Origin of the sequence: Novosphingobium sp. GV079, assembly GCF_003058045.1 — a bacterium.
In the GTDB taxonomy this organism is placed as follows: Bacteria; Pseudomonadota; Alphaproteobacteria; order Sphingomonadales; family Sphingomonadaceae; genus Novosphingobium; species Novosphingobium capsulatum.
Genome location: NZ_QBUE01000018.1, coordinates 1 through 19487, shown reverse-complemented (window position 1 = coordinate 19487; position 19487 = coordinate 1). Strand labels below are relative to the sequence as shown.

Annotated in this window: 18 protein-coding genes and 1 tRNA gene; 11 read left to right on the top strand and 8 right to left on the bottom strand. The window is 65.3% G+C overall.

Annotated features, from left to right (window positions below; all coding sequences use genetic code 11):
• Positions 1 to 106: 106 nt before the first annotated feature.
• From C8K14_RS18460 to wrbA, 5 genes are all read right to left on the bottom strand, one after another.
• Positions 107 to 433 (bottom strand): hypothetical protein, encoded by a 327-nt coding sequence (locus C8K14_RS18460; protein ID WP_133726875.1) that lies wholly within the window; start codon positions 431 to 433, stop codon positions 107 to 109.
• A 70-nt stretch (positions 434 to 503) separates the two neighbouring features.
• Positions 504 to 1415 carry a carbon-nitrogen hydrolase family protein gene (locus C8K14_RS18455; RefSeq protein WP_107718233.1) on the bottom strand — a complete coding sequence of 304 codons (912 nt, stop codon included), beginning with the start codon at positions 1413 to 1415 and terminating at the stop codon, positions 504 to 506.
• Between the two features lie 11 nt (positions 1416 to 1426).
• Positions 1427 to 2017, bottom strand: coding sequence for a GNAT family N-acetyltransferase (locus tag C8K14_RS18450; protein ID WP_107718232.1), 591 nt, complete (start codon positions 2015 to 2017; stop codon positions 1427 to 1429).
• Positions 2014 to 2427, bottom strand: coding sequence for a ketosteroid isomerase-related protein (locus tag C8K14_RS18445; protein WP_062785060.1), 414 nt, complete (start codon positions 2425 to 2427; stop codon positions 2014 to 2016). The genes C8K14_RS18450 and C8K14_RS18445 overlap by 4 nt, the downstream gene beginning before the upstream one ends.
• A gap of 173 nt (positions 2428 to 2600) precedes the next feature.
• Positions 2601 to 3200: an NAD(P)H:quinone oxidoreductase gene (gene wrbA, locus C8K14_RS18440; protein ID WP_022677344.1), complete on the bottom strand. Its 600-nt coding sequence runs from the start codon at positions 3198 to 3200 to the stop codon at positions 2601 to 2603.
• A gap of 324 nt (positions 3201 to 3524) precedes the next feature.
• Here wrbA and purC point away from each other — a divergent pair, with 324 nt between their 5' ends.
• The 5 genes from purC (at position 3525) to purQ (ending at position 10186) form a co-directional block, all read left to right on the top strand.
• Positions 3525 to 4307: a phosphoribosylaminoimidazolesuccinocarboxamide synthase gene (purC, locus tag C8K14_RS18435; RefSeq protein WP_022677345.1), complete on the top strand. Its 783-nt coding sequence runs from the start codon at positions 3525 to 3527 to the stop codon at positions 4305 to 4307.
• Between the two features lie 231 nt (positions 4308 to 4538).
• Positions 4539 to 6209, top strand: a complete 1671-nt coding sequence (locus tag C8K14_RS18430) for a bifunctional diguanylate cyclase/phosphodiesterase (protein WP_022677346.1) — start codon at positions 4539 to 4541, stop codon at positions 6207 to 6209.
• Positions 6210 to 6271: 62 nt separating this feature from the next.
• Complete coding sequence (locus tag C8K14_RS18425; RefSeq protein ID WP_233251147.1) at positions 6272 to 9151, top strand: pitrilysin family protein; 2880 nt, start codon at positions 6272 to 6274, stop codon at positions 9149 to 9151.
• A gap of 118 nt (positions 9152 to 9269) precedes the next feature.
• A complete protein-coding gene (purS, locus tag C8K14_RS18420; protein ID WP_022677348.1) occupies positions 9270 to 9506 on the top strand; it encodes a phosphoribosylformylglycinamidine synthase subunit PurS in 237 nt (78 codons plus the stop codon).
• Positions 9506 to 10186, top strand: coding sequence for a phosphoribosylformylglycinamidine synthase subunit PurQ (gene purQ / locus C8K14_RS18415; RefSeq protein ID WP_107718230.1), 681 nt, complete (start codon positions 9506 to 9508; stop codon positions 10184 to 10186). Before purS ends, purQ begins: the two co-directional genes overlap by 1 nt.
• 184 nt (positions 10187 to 10370) lie before the next feature.
• Here the strand turns inward: purQ and glmS are convergent, their stop codons facing one another.
• Both glmS and glmU read right to left on the bottom strand, forming a co-directional pair.
• Positions 10371 to 12194 (bottom strand): glutamine--fructose-6-phosphate transaminase (isomerizing), encoded by a 1824-nt coding sequence (gene glmS, locus C8K14_RS18410; RefSeq protein ID WP_107718228.1) that lies wholly within the window; start codon positions 12192 to 12194, stop codon positions 10371 to 10373.
• Positions 12195 to 12370: 176 nt separating this feature from the next.
• Complete coding sequence (glmU, locus tag C8K14_RS18405) at positions 12371 to 13753, bottom strand: bifunctional UDP-N-acetylglucosamine diphosphorylase/glucosamine-1-phosphate N-acetyltransferase GlmU (protein ID WP_107718226.1); 1383 nt, start codon at positions 13751 to 13753, stop codon at positions 12371 to 12373.
• A gap of 61 nt (positions 13754 to 13814) precedes the next feature.
• Here glmU and C8K14_RS18400 point away from each other — a divergent pair, with 61 nt between their 5' ends.
• Positions 13815 to 14486: an HAD-IA family hydrolase gene (locus tag C8K14_RS18400; RefSeq protein ID WP_062785070.1), complete on the top strand. Its 672-nt coding sequence runs from the start codon at positions 13815 to 13817 to the stop codon at positions 14484 to 14486.
• On the opposite strand, the gene C8K14_RS18395 is transcribed toward C8K14_RS18400, so the two are convergent.
• Positions 14444 to 15445, bottom strand: a complete 1002-nt coding sequence (locus C8K14_RS18395) for a DNA topoisomerase IB (RefSeq protein ID WP_043610060.1) — start codon at positions 15443 to 15445, stop codon at positions 14444 to 14446. The two genes, C8K14_RS18400 and C8K14_RS18395, sit on opposite strands and share 43 nt — an antisense overlap.
• 148 nt (positions 15446 to 15593) lie before the next feature.
• Here C8K14_RS18395 and yghU point away from each other — a divergent pair, with 148 nt between their 5' ends.
• The 5 genes from yghU to C8K14_RS18370 form a co-directional block, all read left to right on the top strand.
• The gene (gene yghU, locus C8K14_RS18390) at positions 15594 to 16460 is read left to right on the top strand and encodes a glutathione-dependent disulfide-bond oxidoreductase (RefSeq protein ID WP_107718223.1); all 867 of its coding nucleotides are present in this window, start codon (positions 15594 to 15596) and stop codon (positions 16458 to 16460) included.
• Between the two features lie 123 nt (positions 16461 to 16583).
• Positions 16584 to 16658: transfer RNA gene (locus C8K14_RS18385), tRNA-Gln, on the top strand.
• A 148-nt stretch (positions 16659 to 16806) separates the two neighbouring features.
• Complete coding sequence (locus C8K14_RS18380) at positions 16807 to 18060, top strand: integrase arm-type DNA-binding domain-containing protein (protein ID WP_107718221.1); 1254 nt, start codon at positions 16807 to 16809, stop codon at positions 18058 to 18060.
• A 19-nt stretch (positions 18061 to 18079) separates the two neighbouring features.
• Positions 18080 to 18841, top strand: coding sequence for a hypothetical protein (locus C8K14_RS18375; RefSeq protein ID WP_107718219.1), 762 nt, complete (start codon positions 18080 to 18082; stop codon positions 18839 to 18841).
• A gap of 455 nt (positions 18842 to 19296) precedes the next feature.
• The coding region (locus C8K14_RS18370; protein WP_133726874.1) for a hypothetical protein at positions 19297 to 19487 on the top strand (191 nt) is incomplete at its 3' end.

Below are 19487 nucleotides of genomic sequence, written 5' to 3'. Positions count from 1 at the left end.
TTTAGAAAAAGCGCGGCCCCGGCGATGGAGCGCATCAAGTTCCAATGGCGTGACGCCTAGCGAAGCCGACTGAAAGGTCCGATATTGGCGGAAATCGGTCGTAGCATCACGAACCATCGCTCTGCTCACAATGCCTCACCTTCCACTTCTCCACTGTGCTTACGGCGACAGCCAGCAAGTCGTCCAGAGAAGCAACTGATCCATTCCAAATTTCCATCATCTCGGCACCGTCATTGGTGTCGATGGAGGCAGCTTGGACGGTGATGTCGTTCTTAGCAGGGGGGAAGACCACTATTTGAAAGCACTCAAACGGTTGCTCGCCCGAAATATGAAAATACCTGCTCGGCTTACCTGCCCACTCGGTAAAGAGGGTAGAGGCCGTAGCTTTAACCCATTTAGCAATGGTGGGATCAAGGTCGGCATAGTTCGGCACGCACACACGATGCAGCGACTCCGCAATGTCTGCAAGTAGGCATATCAGCCGCGGAGCTTCTCCACACCACTCAGCGCAGCGAAACCACTTCTACCTGCGGCAAGGGCGCGGCGCCGGGCTGTTCGGCCCAGTGGCGCACCAGCAATACGCCACCGTCGGCGCGCAGGGCATCGACATGGGCCGTGTCGATCGTGGCGAAGACCCACTGGCCCACGCCTTCCTCGCCCAGCGCCAGAACGCCATCGGCCGGCATGCCGCCACCGGCTGGCGCGGCATCGGGCGGGCCATAGACGCCGGCCGCGCCGCGGTTCACGTCGACTGCCGGAGACCAGGCGGCCTCGCCCACGGTGGGTGACTGGATGGCATAGCATTGCCCCTCCAGCGCGCGGGCTTGGCTGCCCAGGCGAACCCGCCAATAGCCGTGGAGCGTATCGGTACAGCTGGGCACGAGCAGAACCTGTGCGCCTGCTTCCACCGCCGCCCGCGCCAGCAGCGGAAATTCGCTGTCATAGCAAATCACCACCGCCAGCCGGCCCAGCGCGGTATCGAACAGGTTCAGGCCATTGCCGCCGGTGATGAACCATTCCTCGCGCTCGAAGCGGGTCATGATCAGCTTGTCCTGGCTGGCCATGGCGCCGCTGGGGGCAAACAGCCGCGCCGTGTTGCGCACCTGGCCATCGGCGGTGCGACGCGGGGCGCTGGCAGCAAGAATGTGCACGCCATGGGCCTGCGCCAGCCGCACGTGCAGCGCGTCAACCTGCGGCAGCAGGGCTGAAACCGTGTCGATCGAACCGGCGAGGTCGCCCATCGTTGCCGGGTCTAGGCTGGCCAGTTCCATCGCGCCATATTCGGGAAACACCAAGAGCGCCGCGCCGCCGGCCACGGCCTGTTCCACCCAGGTGGTCAGCTTGGCTTCGTAGGCGGCCCAATCGGCCAGGCGATCGATCGGATATTGCGCGGCGGCAACGGTGAAACGGGGCATGGCGTGCCTTTTTACGACAGGGACTTGAGCCAGTATTGCATCGGCTTGGCGGTCTCTTGCGCCTCGCCATGGTCTTTCCACGGCAGCTCGGTCACGAGGCCCGGCACCAGGGCATAACCGCGCGCCTGCCAGAAGGCATCGAGCGGGCGGTAGCCGGCAGGGCGGGCGGGATGATCGGCGGGACGAATCACTGCGGCAAAGCAGGCGGCCTGCGCCCCGGCAGCGCGGGCCGCATCCTCGCGATGATCGAAGAACGCGTGGCCGATGCCCTGCCCGCGATATTCGAGCAGCAGCACGCTTTCGCCGAAATAGAACAGGTCTTGCGTGGCGATGCCGCGCTGTTCGAACGGGGCGCGAAAGGCCGCCTTCTGATGCCGCATCGGCGCGGCGGTGGCCGCCCCGACAATGCGCACGCCATCGAACGCAGCGACCAGCACGGCGCCGGGCGCGGCGGCATATTCGGCGAGATAGCGCGCCTCGTAAGCACGATCCCCGTCATAGAGATAGGGCCAGGCGGCAAACACGGCGATGCGCAAGGCCGCCAGATCATCCAGCGCGGCGCCCACTTCCGCGCCGCTCAGCGGGCGGACGCTGACGCTCATGCGCCGACGACCTGCGCAGTCCAGTCAGCCAGGTTGTAATACATCGTCAGCCGGGTGATCTTGCCGCCTTCGATCGCCAGAAAGGCGCCAGCCGGCAGCACATAGGTTTGCCCGGCCGCCTCGGGCAGGCCTTCGTCGGTGGCGAGATAGCTGCCATGGACGACGAATTCGGCGGCGGCGCGGCTGCCGTCTTCGCTGGCCATCAGCACGATGTCTTCGAGGCGTTCCTTGTAGCACCGCTCCATATGGCCAAGGAACGTGGCAAAGGTGTCCTTGCCCACCTGGCGGCTGCCCTGGTTGATATCGTGTGCCACGTCATCGGCCAGGCACGCCAGCATGCCGTTCCAATCCCCGGCGTTGAAGGCGGCGTAATAGGTTTCAAGCAGGGCCAGCGTGGCGGCGCGCGACATGGGCGGGTCTCCGTGGAAAAGGCAGTGTCGCCACAGCGCTAGCCGATCAATCCGCCGGCTGCCACAACCCGTTTTGGCATGCTGTATTGCCCATATGCAATGAAGCGGCGCGGGAACAGGCCCGCGCCGCTTGCATCAATCAGCCTGAGGGGGGGTGCAGGCCGAGAGGGCGATCAGTCGAACAGCTTGTTGGCCGTGTTGGCCACGCGGCGGCCGAGATAGCGCGCGCCGTCCAGTTCGATCTCGCTGGGCTGGCGGCTGCCGTCGCCACCGGCGATCGTGCTGGCGCCATAGGGGGTGCCGCCGTGCACGGCATCAAGCGTCAGCTGGCCCTGGAAGCCATAGTCGAGGCCAACGATCGTCATGCCGAAGTGCAGCAAGTTGGTCAGGATCGAGAACAGCGTGACTTCCTGGCCGCCGTGCTGGCTGGCGGTGGAGGTAAACGCCGCGCCAACCTTGCCATTGAGCGCGCCCTTGGCCCACAGGCCACCGGCCTGGTCGAGGAACGCGGCCATCTGCGAGCTGATGCGGCCAAAGCGGGTGCCGGTGCCGACGATGATGGCATCGTATTCGGCCAGTTCGGCCACGGTGGCGACAGGGGCCGCCTGATCAAGCTTGAAGTGGGCAGCCTGCGCCACTTCAAGCGGGGCGGTTTCGGGCACGCGCTTCACGTCGACCGTGGCGCCGGTTTCGCGGGCACCTTCGGCAATGGCGTTGGCCATGGTTTCGATGTGGCCATAGCTGGAGTAATAGAGAACCAGAACCTTGCTCATCACACATCATCCTTGGGCAGAGAGGGTAAACTTGGGTGACGCAGCCGGTGGATCATCGAGGGATCAAGCCACCGCGCCGTGCCGTCTTGCCCAGTCTTGTGCCGCAGCGGCGGCTTTCAAGATAGGGCGATAAGATCGGATCAAATGTTCTGAAATGCCGAACGCCCGGGCAGCGTTTGCGTTTCCGTGCTTTTTCGCATATTGGCGAATGGGAATGCCCCGGCCCACACGATGCAGTCGCCACGCGGCTCCCTCGTTTGCCGGGGTTTCTTGTTTTTCCATGGGGGCGGGCCGAATCGCCCCCACCGCGCAGGAAGAAGCCGCATGTCGCGTCGCCGCCAGATCTACGAAGGCAAGGCCAAGATCCTTTATGAAGGCCCCGAGCCGGGCACTCTCATCCAGTATTTCAAGGATGATGCCACCGCGTTCAACGCGCAGAAGCGCGGGACTATCAACGGCAAGGGCGTGATCAACAACCGCATCAGCGAGTATGTGTTCACGCGCCTGGCCCACATCGGCATTCCCACGCATTTCATCCGCCGCCTCAACATGCGCGAGCAGCTGGTGCGCCAGGTGGAAATCGTGCCGATCGAAGTGGTGGTGCGCAATGTGGCGGCCGGTTCCATTTCCAAGCGCCTGGGCATTCCCGAAGGCGAGCCGCTGCCCCACACCCTGATCGAATACTATTACAAGGACGATGCGCTGGGTGATCCGATGATCGCCGAAGAGCACATCGCCTGCTTCGGCTGGGCCAGCAACGAGGAAATGCAGGACATTTCCTCGATGGCGATCCGCGTGAACGACTTCCTGGTCGGCATGTTCGCGGCGATCAACATCCGCCTGGTGGACTTCAAGCTGGAATTCGGCCGCATCTGGGATGGCGACTATAGCCGCGTGATCCTGGCCGACGAAATCAGCCCCGATGGCTGCCGCCTGTGGGACATGGTCACCGGCGAAAAGCTGGACAAGGACCGTTTCCGCCGCGACCTGGGTGGCGAGGAAGAAGCCTATCAGGAAGTAGCGCGCCGCCTTGGCCTGCTGGACAACGACGGGCCGAGCGAAGTGCTCGACCTGGGCGCGCACCGCAAACTGCGCTCCAAGAAGTAAGCGCTGCGCCAGCGTCCGCCTGGGCGCGTGGGCACAGACAACAGAAAGGGCCGGCAACCTGGTTTCCCGGCCCTTTCGCGTGGGCGCTGGATATTTGCCTAACGCAAGGTGCGGTGCACTGCGCAGCGCGGCTTGAACATATCTTAGCCTCCGCATCCCTAGGTTCGGGCCATGGAAACGCCATGCCCCTGTTTCCGCCGCCGATGCGGCTTTCAGGCGCGCTAACGCGCGATGGCCCGCCTGCCCCGCTTTCGCGCTGACGCGCTGGACCTGATCGCGTGCAGCCGCAGCTTGCGCGGGCGCATCGCGCTGACCGGGGTGCTCGTGCCGCTAACCGTGGTGATGGCGGTAGTGGCGATCGATGGCATCAGCCTGTCACTCGTCCTGCTGGTCCTGGCCGCGCTGTCGCTTTCGCTGTGGTTCACCCGCGATCTGCTGATGGCGATCGCCGGCCCGCTCAACGCCCTGTCGGAAGCCAGTGCGCGCTATGCCAAGGGCGAAGCCACGCGCGTGGCCGAAGACGGCGATGCCGAACTGGCCGCCCTTGCCCGCGAGTTCAATGCCATGGTTGCCGCGGTGGACGAGCGGGAACGCCGCATTGTGCATGCCGCGCTGCACGATGGGCTTACCGGCCTGCCCAACCGCAGCTTCTTTGCCGAAAAGTTGGAGCGCGCGGTGGCGCGCCAGAACGATGGGCACCGCACGCTGGTGGCCTTCATCGACCTCGATGATTTCAAGCTGATCAACGATACGCTGGGCCACCCGACCGGCGATGCACTGCTGCGCGAAGTGGGACGACGGCTGCAGGCAGCCTTTCCCGATGCGATGATCGCGCGCTTTGGCGGGGACGAGTTCGGTATGCTGCTGCCCGCGCTGCCGCGCGATGCCGATTGCGCCGGCTTTGCCCGCAAGCTGCATGGCCAGATCAACTGCCAGGTGTGCCTGGGAGAACGTCTTGTGCCGCTGACCGCCAGCTTTGGCATCGCCATCGGGCCGGGCGACGGGGCAGACAGCCATACCTTGCTGCGCGCGGCAGACCTCGCGCTCTATCGCGCCAAGGACGATGGCAAGGGCACCTATCACTTCTTCGAAGCGAGCCTGGACGAACGCGTGCGCCAGCGCCGGGAAATGGAGGAAGACCTCGCCCAGGCGCTGCACCAGGGCGATTTCACCCTGGCGTTCCTGCCCACCTTCAGTCTGGCGCAGCGGCGCATCGTGGCGTGCGAGGCGCTACTACGCTGGAACCACCGCACGCGCGGCCCACTTTCGCCCGTCAGCTTCGTTCCGATTGCCGAGGAATGCGGCCTGATCATCCCGATCGGCGAATGGGTAATTCGCCAAGCGTGCCAGCAGGCCGCGCGCTGGCCGGGAGACGTGGCCGTCTCGGTCAACCTTTCGGGGCGGCAACTGGCCCATCCCGCGCTGTTGCCCACGCTGGTCCAGGCGCTGGCCACTTCCAACCTGCCCGCCAGCCGGCTGGAACTGGAGATGACCGAGCGCGTGCTGGCGGCCAATGCCGATCGCAACCAGGCGACGCTTGCGGCGCTGCGCCAATTGGGCGTGCGGGTGGCGCTGGATGATTTCGGCATGGGCTATTCCTCGCTGCATCACCTGCGCACCTTTCCGGTGGATACCTTTAAGATCGACGGCAGCTTTGTGCGCAACTTGCGCGGACAGGTGGAAGCGCAAGCGATCGTGCGGTCGATCACCACGCTGGCCGGCGCGCTGGGCATCGCCACCCTGGCCGAAGGCGTGGAGCAGGCCGAAGACCTGGACCTGCTGGCGCAGCAGGGCTGCGACCTGGCACAAGGCTATGCGATCAGCCCGCCACTGCCCGCGGCCGAGGTGGCGGCCCTGCTTGCCGCGCAGGAGGCTGACTGCGTCCGCCGTGCGCTGCGCTGACCCGGTGTTCGTTACCAGATAAGTCCTTGCGGCGGCACGGCAGGAGCGGCACACCGGCGGCAATGATGCTGCCTGTCTCGTTTCGCCCGTATCGTGCCCTGCCGCTTGCCGTCGCGCTGTTGCTGGGCGCCTGTACTGGCCTGGGCCATGGGCCGGTTGCCGGCCTGCCCCAGGCTGCACCAGCGCCCACCTGGGTTTTCCAGAAGTCTGACCTGCCGCCCGATCCGCGCTTCCGCTTTGGCCAACTGGCCAATGGCATGCGCACGATCATCGTCGCCAATGCCATGCCCAAGGGCACGGTGCAGGTGCGCCTGGACGTGGCGACCGGATCGCTCGATGAAACCGCGGCGGAACGAGGGTTTGCCCATTTCGTGGAACACATGGCGTTCAACGGCAGCACCCATGTGCCCGAGGGGGAAATGGTCCGCCTGCTGGAACGCAAGGGGCTGGCATTTGGCGCCGATACCAACGCCCAGACCAGCTTCGAGCAGACCACTTACATGCTCGACCTGCCGCGCAACGATCCCGACCTGATCGATACCGCGCTGATGCTGATGCGCGAGACGGCCAGCGAACTGACCTTTTCGCCCGGGGCGGTGAACCGCGAGCGCGGCGTGGTGCTGTCTGAACTGCGCGACGGGCAAGGCTATGCGCTGGACAATTTCCACGACCAGCTGGCGTTCTTCTATCCCAAGGCCACCTATCCCCAGCGGCTGCCAATCGGCACGGTGGCCACCATCGATGCCGCGACGGCGCAGGCGCTCAAGGATTTCTGGCACCGCCACTATGTGCCGGCCAAGACCACGCTGGTGGTGATTGGCGATGTCGATCCGGCCAAGGTGGAACAGGCGATCACCGCGCGCTTTGCCGATTGGCAGGCCGCCCCGGCGCCGCCCCGGCCAGGCCAGGGCAAAGTCTTGCCCGGCCAGCATGGCAAGACCGACCTGTGGACCAACCCGGCCCTGGCCGAACGCGTGACCGTGGCGCGCCATGGGCCGTGGCTGGACGAGCCCGACACCATCGCCAGCCGGCGCGAGAACCTGCTGCGCCAGATCGGCTATGGCATCATCAACCGCCGCTTCCAGACTCTGTCGCGCCAAATTGATGCGCCGTTTCGCGGCGCCGGCTTTGGCACGGGCGACGTGTTCAAGATCGGCCGCACCACCAACCTCATCATCGATACCGTCGATGGCGGCTGGGCCAAGGGCCTGACCGCAGCAGGCAGGGTCTGGCGCGAGGCGATGGCACAGGGCTTTACCCAGGCCGAGATCGACGAGCAGGTGGCGAACCTGCGCATTGCGATCGAGAACGCTGCCGCCGGCGAGCAGACGCGCAACAACGCCACGCTGGTCAGCCTGGCGCTGTCGCTGCTGCATGACGATATGGTGCCGACCACGCCATCGAGCGGCCTAGAACGCTTCAACGCCTTTGCCCCCACGATCACGCCCGCCAGCGCGATGGCGGCCTTGCGGCGCGAGGCAGTGCCGCTGGACAAGCCGTTGATCCGGTTCCAGGGGCGCAAGGCCCCGGCCGGCGGCGCCCAGGCGCTGCGCCGCGCCTGGCAGGCCGCGATGGCCGCGCCGCTGGATGCGGCCAAGACGGCGACCGCAGCGCCATTCGGCTATACCGATTTCGGCACGCCGGGCACGGTGGTGGCCGACAGCACCGATGCCACGCTGGGCATTCGCCGCATCCGCTTTGCCAATGGCGTGATGCTCAACATCAAGCGCACGCCGCTGGAAACCGATCGCATCCATGTGCGCCTGGCGCTGGACGGGGGCGAGATGCTGGAAACCCGCGACAACCCCTTGGCGGTGGACATGGCATCGAGCGTGCCGGCAGGAGGCCTGGGCCGCTATAGCCTGGACCAGTTGCAGACCATGCTGGCCGGCCACGCCGTGGGCACCAGCTTTGCCGCCAGTGGCGATACCTTTGGCACGGGCAGCACCACCACGCCGCGCGACCTGCTGCTGCAATTGCAGGTCATGGCCGCCTATCTCACCGATCCCGGCTATCGCCCCGAGGCGGAACAGCTGTTTCACCAGGGCATGGCCAACTATTTTGCCCAGCTCAACGCCACGCCCGCCTCTGCCCTGTCGGCGGCGCTGGGTGGCATCCTGTCGGGCAACGATCCGCGCTTTACCCTGCAATCGCCGCAGGCCTACCAGAAGCTGGGCTTTGCCCAGTTGAAACCGGTGCTGGGCGATCGGCTGGCGCATGGTGCGCTGGAAATCGCGCTGGTCGGCGATGTGGACGAAGCGGCCGCGATTGCCGATGTGGCCCGCACGTTTGGCGCCCTGCCCCCGCGCGAACCAGCGTTCGGCGCCTGGACCCAGGCGCGCGAGCGCCGCTTTGCCGCCGTTCCTGGGGTGCAGGTGGTGCGCCACCATGGGCCGGCCAACCAGGCGATCGTGCGCATGATCTGGCCCACAACCGACGATCACGATCCGGTGCAGACCATGACGATGGAACTGCTGGAGCAGGTAACCGGGATCGAGGTGCTCGACACGGTGCGCGAAAAGCTGGGCAAGGCCTATTCCCCCGGGGTTTCGAGCGACATGTCCGATGTGTGGACCGGCTGGGGCACGTTTACGGTGCAGGCCTCGGTCAACGTGGCCGATGTGGCGGCGACACGGGCCGCGCTGGTCCAGACGATTAGCGATCTGGCTGCCCATCCGGTGGATGCCGATGTGCTGGAGCGCGCGCGGGCGCCGATGCTGGAGCGGCTCGACAACGCGCTCAAAGGCAATGGCGGATGGGTGGCGCTGGCCGCGCGCGCGCAATCGCGGCCCGATCGCATCGCCCGGTTCCAGGCGGCGCGTGCCCGGCTCACGGCCCTCACCGCCGCCGATGTGCAGGCCGCCGCCAAGGCCTGGCTTGCCCCGGCCAAGGCCGTGACCGTGCTGGTCCTGCCCGATGGCGTGCCCGCACCGCAATCATGACCCGGCGATCAAGGAGCGCCATGCGCGCAAGACTTGCCCTTGGCGCCAGACGGGGGCATAGGCGGCGCCGAGTCCCATATCCCACGATCCGCCTGTTTAAGTGAAAGGCCAAACGCCGATGAAGGTCCGTGTCCACGTCAGCCTCAAGAACGGTGTGCTCGATCCCCAGGGTCGCGCCATCCACCATGCGCTGGAAGGGCTGGGCTTTGCCGGCGTCAAGGACGTGCGCGCCGGGCGCCTGTTCGAACTGGACGTGGCCGACGACACCAGCGACGATGCGCTGGACGACATGTGCCGCAAGCTCTTGGCCAACATGGTCATCGAAAACTATCGCATCGAAAAGGTTGCCGCCTGATGCCGTTCACCTCCGCCGTCATCACCTTCCCCGGATCGAACTGCGACCGCGACATGGCGGTGGCGGTGGAAGAGGTCTGCGGCGGCACGGTGCACCGGGTGTGGCACGGCGATGCCACCCTGCCCGAAGGCCTTGATTTCATCGCCGTTCCCGGCGGGTTTTCGTATGGCGACTATCTGCGTTCGGGCGCCATGGCAGCCCGTTCGCCGATCATGCAGGCCGTGGTCGAGGCCGCCGGGCGTGGCGTGCCGGTGCTGGGCGTGTGCAACGGTTTCCAGATCCTGACCGAAGCGGGCCTGCTGCCCGGCGCGCTGATGCGCAATGCCGGCATCCGCTTTGTCTGCCGCGAAGTGCCGCTCAAGGTGGAAAACAGCCAGTCGCTGTTCACCCAGCGCTATTTCAAGGACCAGGTCATCACCATTCCCGTGGCCCACCATGATGGCAACTATTTCGCCGACGCCGAAACGCTCGATTGGCTGGAAGGCGAAGGCCGCGTGGCGTTCCGCTATGCCGAACCGGTCAACGGCTCGCAGCGTGATATTGCCGGCGTGCTCAATGCCGCGGGCAACGTGCTGGGCATGATGCCCCACCCCGAACGCATGATCGAAGTGGCCCAAGGCGGCACCGACGGGCGCAAGCTGTTCGAAGGCGTGCTGGCCGGGTTGAACGTTTCGGCTTGAGGGCGGTGGGGTGACATCCCCTCCCCTAACCCCTCCCGCGAGCGGGAGGGGGATTTAAGAAGGCCCTGCTTTTGCGGGGCCTTTTTTGTTGCTCCCCTCCCGCGTGCGGGAGGGGCTTTCCTCTAAACTCTCCTCCCGCTTGCGGGAGAGGCTGGGGGAGGGCCTGTTAAGCCCCCCCACTCCATCACTCCACCGTCACGCTCTTGGCCAGGTTGCGCGGCTGGTCCACGTCGGTGCCCTTGGCCACGGCAACGTGATAGGCCAGCAGCTGCACCGGCACGGCATAAACCAGCGGGGCGATCAGCGGGTGCACCTTGGGCATCTCGATCGTGGCCAAGCAGCCCTCGCCCGCTTCCGCCAGCCCTTCCGCGTCAGAGATCAGCACGATCTTGCCGCCGCGCGCGCGCACTTCCTGCATGTTGGACACGGTTTTTTCGAACAGCGGCCCCGACGGGGCAAGCACGATCACCGGCACGGATTCGTCGATCAGCGCGATCGGCCCGTGCTTCATTTCGCCCGAGGCGTAGCCCTCGGCGTGGATATAGCTGATTTCCTTGAGCTTGAGCGCGCCTTCCAGGGCCAGCGGATAGTCCGGGCCACGGCCCAGATAGAGCACGTCGCGCGCCGGCGCGATCAGCGGGGCCATCGCCGCGATTTCCTCGTCATGCGAGAGCGCCGCGTTGAGCGCGGCCGGCGTTTCGGCCAGCTGGTTGACGATCAGCGCTTCCTCGTCGCGCGACAGGCGCCCGCGCTTGACCGCCAGGTGCGCCGCCAGCGCGGCGAGCACGGCAAGCTGGCACGAGAACGCCTTGGTCGAGGCGACGCCGATTTCCGGCCCGGCATGGGTGGGCAGCAGCAGATCTGCCTCGCGCGCCATCGAACTGGTCGGCACGTTGACGACCACGGCGATGGTCTGCCCAGCCGCCTTGCAGTGGCGCAGCGCCGCCAAGGTATCGGCGGTTTCACCCGATTGCGAAATGAACAGCGCCAGGCCACCGGGCTCCAGCACGGGATCGCGATAGCGGAACTCGCTCGCCACATCGATGTCCACCGGCAGGCGGGCAAACTGTTCGAACCAGTATTTCGCCACCATCCCGGCATAATAGCTGGTACCGCAGGCGACGATGGTCACGCGGTTGATGCTGGCCAGGTCGAAGTCGATCTGCGGCAGCGACACGGTCTGTTCCACCCGGCGCAGATAGGAACGCAGGGTCTGCGCCACCACGATCGGCTGCTCGAAGATCTCCTTCTGCATGAAGTGGCGATAGTTGCCCTTCTCGATCGCGGCGGCGGTTGCGCCCGAAGCGACGATCGGCCGGGTGACGGGCTGGTTGTTCACATCGAACACCTCGACGCCGTCGCGGCGCACGATCACCCAATCGCCCTCTTCGAGGTACGACACCCGCTGCGTCAGCGGCGCGAGCGCCAGGGCATCGGAGCCCAGGAAGGTTTCACCATCGCCATAGCCAACCACCAGCGGCGAGCCCAGGCGCGCGCCGATCAGCAGATCGGGATGCTGGCGGAACGCAATGGCCAAGGCAAAGGCGCCGCGCAGCTGCGGCAGCACGGCCTTGACCGCCTCGGCCGGGCTCTTGCCCGCCTCCACCAGCTCCGAAACCATGTGCGCCACCACTTCGGTGTCGGTCTCGCTTTCAAACGTGCGGCCGCGCGCGATCAGCGCCTCGCGCAAGGGGCGGAAATTCTCGATGATGCCGTTGTGGACCAGCGCCACTTCGCCGGTCGCATGCGGGTGCGCGTTGCTGGTGGTGGGGGCGCCGTGCGTGGCCCAGCGGGTGTGGGCAATGCCGATCAGGCCCGGCGCGGGATTGACCGCCAGTTCCTTGACCAGGTTGTTGAGCTTGCCTTCGGCGCGGCGGCGCACGAGTTGCCCGTCGAACACGGTGCAGACCCCGGCGCTGTCATAGCCGCGATATTCCATGCGGCGCAGGCCATCGACCAGCCGGTCCGCGACTTCTTCCTTGCCGACGATTCCGATAATTCCGCACATGGATGGAGACCCACACTTTCTTCAGGATTGGGAGATAACGCGAATGGCCGGCATCATGGCCGGATAATTCTTGGCATTTCGTGTCTGTCCGGCCTCTTGCGATCCGCCTGCTTTCGACCGGGTGAACCGGCAGATGAATTCGCGGACATGATCGCGGCCGGGTCAGGCAAAGGGGCCTACTTCTTGCTTTCGGCCTTCTTCTTCTTCATCGCATCGTGAAAGCGATCGGCCCAGCCCGGCTTGACCAGTTGCTCGGCCCGGACCAGGCGCAGCTCTCCATCAGACACATCGCGCGACACCGCGCTGCCCGCCGCCACGATGGCATCGGCGCCGATGCGCACGGGGGCGATCAGGGCCGAGTTGGAGCCGATGAAAGCGCGCTCGCCAATCACCGTACGATACTTGAAATAGCCGTCATAGTTGCAGGTGATCGTACCCGCGCCGATGTTGGCGCCGGCGCCCACATCGGCATCGCCCAGATAGGTCAGGTGGTTGGCCTTGGCACCGGCACCCAGGCGCGCGTTCTTCACTTCCACGAAATTGCCCACGCGGCTGTTCTGCTCCAGCGTGGCGCCGGGCCGCAGGCGAGCGAACGGCCCCACCGACACGCCGCTTTCCACGGTGCAGCCTTCGAGATGGCAGAACGCGTGGATCACCACGTTGTCCGCCACGGTGACACCCGGACCAAACACCACGTTCTGTTCCACCGTCACATCGCGGCCGAGTACGGTATCATGCGAGAACCACACGGTTTCGGGCGCGACCAAGCTGGCGCCGTCGGCCATCGCCGTAAGGCGGCGGCGCTGCTGCCAGCGGCCTTCGGCCTGGGCCAGTTCTGCCCGGCTATTGATCCCGGCCACTTCGTCGGGATCGTCGGTCACCACCACGGCGCAGGTCTTGCCCGCCGCATTGGCCACGTTGACGATATCGGTGAGGTAATATTCGCCCTGGGCATTGTCGTTGCCCACTTGCGCCAGCAGCGCAAACAGGTCGCTGCCCTTCACCGCCATCAGCCCGGAATTGCACAGCGTGCAAGCACGCTCGGCCTCGCTCGCATCCTTGTGCTCCACCATCTTCACCACGCGGTCACCCTCGGCGATGACCCGGCCATATTGCAGGGCATCGTCAGGGCGGAAGCCGAGCACGACCACGGCCGGGGCATCGGCCGCATGCAGCCGATCGAGCATGGCCTGCATCGTCTGCGCGCGCACAAACGGCACGTCACCATAGAGGATCAGCACATCGCCGTCGAAACCATCGAGCGCGCTTTGCGCCTGCTGCACGGCGTGGCCGGTGCCCAGTTGCGGTTCCTGCACCGCAATCGTGGCGCTGCCGCCCAGCGCCTTTTCCAGCTGGTCGCGACCATGGCCGGCCACCACCACCTGCCGCGCTGGCGCAAGCTGTGCCGCGCTGGCCATGAGATGCAGCAGCATCGGCCGCCCGGCAACCGGATGCAGCACCTTGTGCAGATCGCTTTTCATGCGGGTGCCCTTGCCTGCAGCAAGGATCACAAGAGCGAGAGGAGCGGTGGTCGAGGGCGACTGGGTTTGCGTGGTCATGGCTGCATCCTTGCCAGCTTATGCTTGCAGTTTCCAGAACGGGTGGGCACTGGCTTGCAACATGACCGATTTTCCATTTTCCATCGTTGGGTTCGATCTGGACGGCACCCTGTGCGATACCGCCGCTGACCTGGGCAACGCGCTCAACCGCACGCTGGAATATGCCGGGCGGCAGACCTTCCCGCTCGATGTGGTGCGCCGCTTCATCGGCGGGGGATCGGGGCAGATGCTGCGCAATGCCCTGGCCGAAAGCGGCGGCTATGACGAGGCAGAGTTCAAGCCGCTGCAGGATCGCCTGTTCACCTATTACGGCGAGGCGATCGCGGTGCATTCCCGGCTCTATCCTGGCGGGGCAGAAATGCTCGACGCACTGGCGGCGCGCGGCGTGACCGTGGCGGTGGCGACGAACAAGCGCGAGGAATTTGCGCGACAGTTGCTGGACGAACTGGGCCTTTCACCCCGCTTTGCCACGATAATCGGCGGCGATACGCTGGGCCCGGGCAAGGCCAAGCCGGCGCCCGACATGCTTGAGGAAATGATCGCGCGCTGCGGTGGCGGCCGGGCCGCGTTCGTGGGCGATACCACGTTCGACATTGGCGCGGCGCGCGCAGCTGGCCTGCCGGTCGTGGCAGTCAGTTTCGGGTTCCATGACCTGCCGCCGCCGCTCTTGGGTGCCGACGCGGTGATCGATCACTTCGATGCGCTGGTGCCAACGCTGACGGCGCTGGGCTGAGCATCGAGCAGCGCGAGCAGCCCACGCTCGTCGCGCGAGAGCCATTGCGTGGCGCGGGGCAATCGCAGCCCCGCGCGCCATTCCGCCTGATCGGGCACGAGGGCCAGCACGGCGGGATGGATGTAGCTCTTGCGGGCAATCGTGGGTGTATTGCCCAGCCGATCGGACACCTGCGCCAACAGTTCCTTGAGCGGCACGTTCTGTTCGGCATGGGCCAGCGCGCCAAATGCCAGAACGCTGGCATGCCAAGTGCGGAAATGCTTGGCGGTGAATTCCGCCCCGGTCACGCTGCGCAGCCAGGCGTTGATGTCGGCCGAGCCGACCGGACATGGCGCGCCATCTTCGCCCAGGTACTGGAACAAGTGCTGGCCGGGCAGGTCCTGCATTCGCCGAACGAAACGCACGAGGGCGCGATCGGTCAGGCGCATGTCCCGCTCCACGCCCGACTTGGCGCGGAAGCGCAGCCGCAGGCTTTGCCCGCGCAGTTCGACATGCTTCATGCGCAGCGTCGTGGCGCCAAAGCTGGCGTTGGCGCGGGCATAGGCCTCGTTACCGATGCGAATCGCACCGGTGTCGAGCAGGCGGACCACCGAGGCGATGCAGCGTTCCTGGCTGAGCCCCCGGCCCGATAGCGCCGCTTCGACGCGGGCGCGGATTTTGGGCAGCAGCGCGCCGAATGCTGCGCAGCCATCAAACTTTTCCGCTTCGCGCGCGGCGCGGAAATCGGGGTGATAGCGGTATTGCTTGCGGCCGCGCGCATCGACACCGGTCGCGAGGATATGGCCATGCGGCATCGGGCAAAACCACGCGTCGCGATAGGCAGGCGGCAGCGCCACCGCATTGAGGCGGTCGATCTCTGTCCGGTCGGCGATACGTTGCCCGGCATGATCGCGATAGCACCATCCGCGCCCCGCACGCCGCCGCGTGATGCCCGGTGCACTATCGTCCACATAAACCAGTCGGCTCTTGCCCGATTCCTGCAAAACGGCTTTCCTGTTCAACGCTTGCCTCTCCGACAGGCCAACGCCACAACATGTCTTGCAGTTCCCCCGGCGCCTCGTCAGAATGATAGGCAACCTAACAAACTTCCGTTGCAGAGGAACGACCATGTCCGAAGAATATACGCCGCCCAAGGTCTGGACCTGGGACAAGGCCAACGGTGGTGCTTTTGCCAGCGTCAACCGCCCCACGGCCGGCCCCACCCACGACAAGGATCTGCCGGTAGGCGATCACCCGTTCCAGCTCTATTCGCTCGGCACGCCCAATGGCCAGAAGGCCACGATCATGCTGGAAGAACTGCTGGAAGCCGGCATCGCCGAAGCCGAATACGATGCCTGGCTGATCAAGATCTTTGAAGGTGACCAGTTTTCATCGGGTTTTGTCGATATCAACCCCAATTCCAAGATTCCCGCGCTGGTGGATCACAGCGGCGCCACCCCGTTCCGCGTGTTCGAATCCGGCGCGATCCTGATGCATCTGGCCGAAAAGTTCGGCAAGTTCCTGCCCACGCAAAACCCGGCGCGGGCGGAATGCCTGTCGTGGCTGTTCTGGCAGATCGGCTCTGCCCCGTTCATGGGCGGCGGCTTTGGCCACTTCTACAACTATGCCCCGATCAAGATCGAATATGCGATCGATCGCTATGCCATGGAAACCAAGCGCCTGTTCGACGTGGCCAACCGCCGCCTGGCGGAAAGCCGCTACCTGGGCGGCGAAGACTACACCATCGCCGACATTGCCGCCTATACCTGGATGGGCAATCTCTATCGCGGCGAAGCCTATGGCGATGCGGCCACATTCCTTTCGATGCACGAATACGAGCACGTCGGTCGCTGGGTGGGCGAGATCGACCAGCGCCCCGCCGTGCTGCGCGGGCGCCTGGTGAACAGCGCCAAGGGGATCGCCGAACGCCACAGCGCTGCCGATTTCGACAGCCTGCCACCCGAAAAGCTCAAGGGCATCGTCAAGGGTTTCTGACCGCCCTGACACTGGTCCGCGGCACCTGCCCCCTCCCCTTCGGGAGGGGCGCAGGCATCGCCAAGTTATCCCCAGCTACCCCCTTCCCATTCACGATTGGCCCGCTATAAGCGCGCGCTCTGCTGGGGCGTCGCCAAGTGGTAAGGCACCGGTTTTTGGTACCGGCATTCGCAGGTTCGAATCCTGCCGCCCCAGCCAGTTTGCAGCGCAGTGCTGGCCACATTTGCGCAAGACCCTTGCAAAACCCCCAACTTTCCAAGAACGTGCGGCGCATGTTCACGCACATTGACGCAGACCAGCGCAACATATTTGGGGGCCTTGTCGGGGGCCTTTGGGGGCCTTTGCAGTGTTGACCGACACGCAGTGCAGGCAGGCTCTTCCCGGCGAAAAAGAGCGGAAGCTAACAGATGCGCATGGCCTGTTCCTGCGCATCAGCCCGACCGGGTCAAAGTCGTGGTGCTGGAAGTACCGCTTGGGCGAGCGCGAAAAGCGGCTGACCATCGGCCCTTATCCGTTGGTCTCGCTAAAAGCCGCAAGAGCGGCGCGCGACGCAGCCAGAGCCCAGCTGCTGGCGGGGATCGATCCTGGCCAGTCGAAGCGGTTGGAGAAACAGCGCGCTACGGTGGGCGAATCGTTCGAGGACGTCGCCAAGGCCTGGTTCGATTCGAAAAAGAAGTCGCTTACCCCGCGCTATGCCAAACAGGTATGGGCGCGGCTGGAACAGAATGCGTTCAAGCGCTTCCGCAGCCAGCCTATCCAGACGATCACGCCGACGATGGTGCTGGAGGCCATTCGACAGATCGAGGCGCGCGGTGCCATCACAATGGCACACGAGGTGCGGGCGCATATGTCGGACATCTTTGTCTGGGCCATCGCTGCCGGATTGGCAGAGCAGGATCCGGCCGCCGTAATCCGCAAGGCGTTGAAACCGCAAACGGCCGGTCGGCGGCCAGCCCACTTGAAGTTGGCCGAGGCCCAGGGGCTGCTCAAAGCCGTCGAGCAGAGCAAGACTGCGCATTGGGCCACGCTTCTCGCGTCGCGTCTGACAGCATTGACGGCCGCCCGACCTGGCGTTGTCAGGCTAGCCGAACGGTCGGAGTTCGAGGGGTTTGGAGGAACCGAGCCGATTTGGCGCATCCCGGCAACGAAGATGAAGCTGAGCGCCGCGCTGAAGCAAGACGCCCGAAACGATTTCGTCGTGCCACTGTCACGACAGGCCGTAGCGGTGGTGAACGCGGCAATGAAGGTCAGCCCCAGCGAGCAATGGCTCTTTCCCGGCGTTGCCAGTTGGCTGAAGCCGATCAGCGATTCCACGCTCTCCAAGCTCTACAGGGAAACCGGCTTCACCGGAGCCCATGTTCCGCATGGTTGGCGGGCGACGTTCTCGACGATCATGAACGAGTTGGCCGCCGTGGAAGAGCGGCCGGGCGATCGAGAAGTGATCGATCTCATGTTGGCCCATATCAAGGGCGATGTGGAAGCAGCCTACAACCGCGCAGCCTATATGCCGCGGCGACGGGAAATTGCGCAGCTGTGGGCAGACATGCTCATGAATGGCATGCCCGAACCAGAGACCTTGCTCTTCAGACACAACGACTGATCGCCAATGGAGGCCGCGCATGACGACGGCCTCCATTGGCGACCTCGTCGGCTGGCGGGTCAGAGCGCTGCAAGAGGGCAAGCGGTTCGACCGAACCCCGCGCAAGCACAGCTATGACGAGCATGATCCGCGCGCGCAGATCTTTCGCCCAGTCTGTGGCGGGCGCACGGCTGAGGCTTTGCGCTGGCGTGACAAGCTCCTCCAGGTGGCGCGCGAATACAACTCGCTGCACAAGAAGAAGGGCGAGCGCGAAGGGCCGTTGGGCAGCAATGGGCTATGGGTGCTCGAAGTACTGCTCGGCTATGTCGACTTTGCCACCGGCCGCTGCGATCCCGCGATCAACACGATCTGCACCAAGGCGCGCCTGGCCCGCGCTACAGTCGTGCGCGCGATCGAGGCGCTCAAGGCCCACGGGTTCATCGACAAGGTCCGGCGCACGCGCCGCACCGGCCGCTCGGCTTGCGAGGGACCACAAAGAGAACAAATCACGAACGCCTATGCCTTCGCGACCAAGCTGGCCGCGACTGTGCAACAGCGCTTCGCGCAGCTGGTCGGCGGGCGGAAGCGCGCCGAGGCGATCCAGGCGCGCAAGAAGGCCGAGGCGGCCGAACGCCAAGCGCTGCTGGCCAAGCCCCTTGCTGGCCTGGGGAGCGCCCTGCACCCCGACGACCCGCAGATGGCCCGCGTCCTCGATGCCTTGGGGGCGCACTTCGACGGCCAGCCTTCCTGTGCCCCAAGTGCGAGTTCAGTGGCTAGGGAGTACCCCGCCTCAGGTATCTAAGGGGAAAAGGAATCGCTTCGCGATACGCAGTTTGATGGCGCGGACAGGCCCAAACGAAACAGAACGAACGCTCCGGCGTGCTTTGCGGCACCGTCGGACGGAGCGGCTTGCGCCGCTCCGGGGCTCGGCAGGGGCGCCAGGAGCAAAAGCTGTGCCAGATCGCCGACGAAGCGCTTTCCGAGAGGGCACGCCAGGTGCGTCGAGATGCGTTTGCGTGCACATTGTAATGTGACCGGCCGATAGGCCAGAAAATGCAAGGATTTCGGCCCATCCGTCGCCGCGCTCGATCCCGGCCGATTGCGTAAAAACAACACTAGAAGCGCGGGGGCGGGGCGTGGGGGCAAGTGCGGCGCGCGAGGTGACGGGGCGGTGGCCGCCCTCGGTCCGCCTCACGGCCGTTGACTGCCATGTTCCACTTATGTTCTCACGCAGGGATGCGAATCGCACCTGCCCAGATGGAACGCGTCACAAAGCTCGCGCTGCGCGTGCTGGAGGAAGCGCTCGCCCAGGCCGAGGCGGAAATAGTCGAGCCGCAGGTGTCGCATCGCCTAGCCCTGCAATGGCTGGTTGCTGTCGGCGCGCTGGAGAACTGGCAGGCCCAAGGGTTCATTGAGGCGATGGGCGCTCCCATCCTCACGCCGCATCT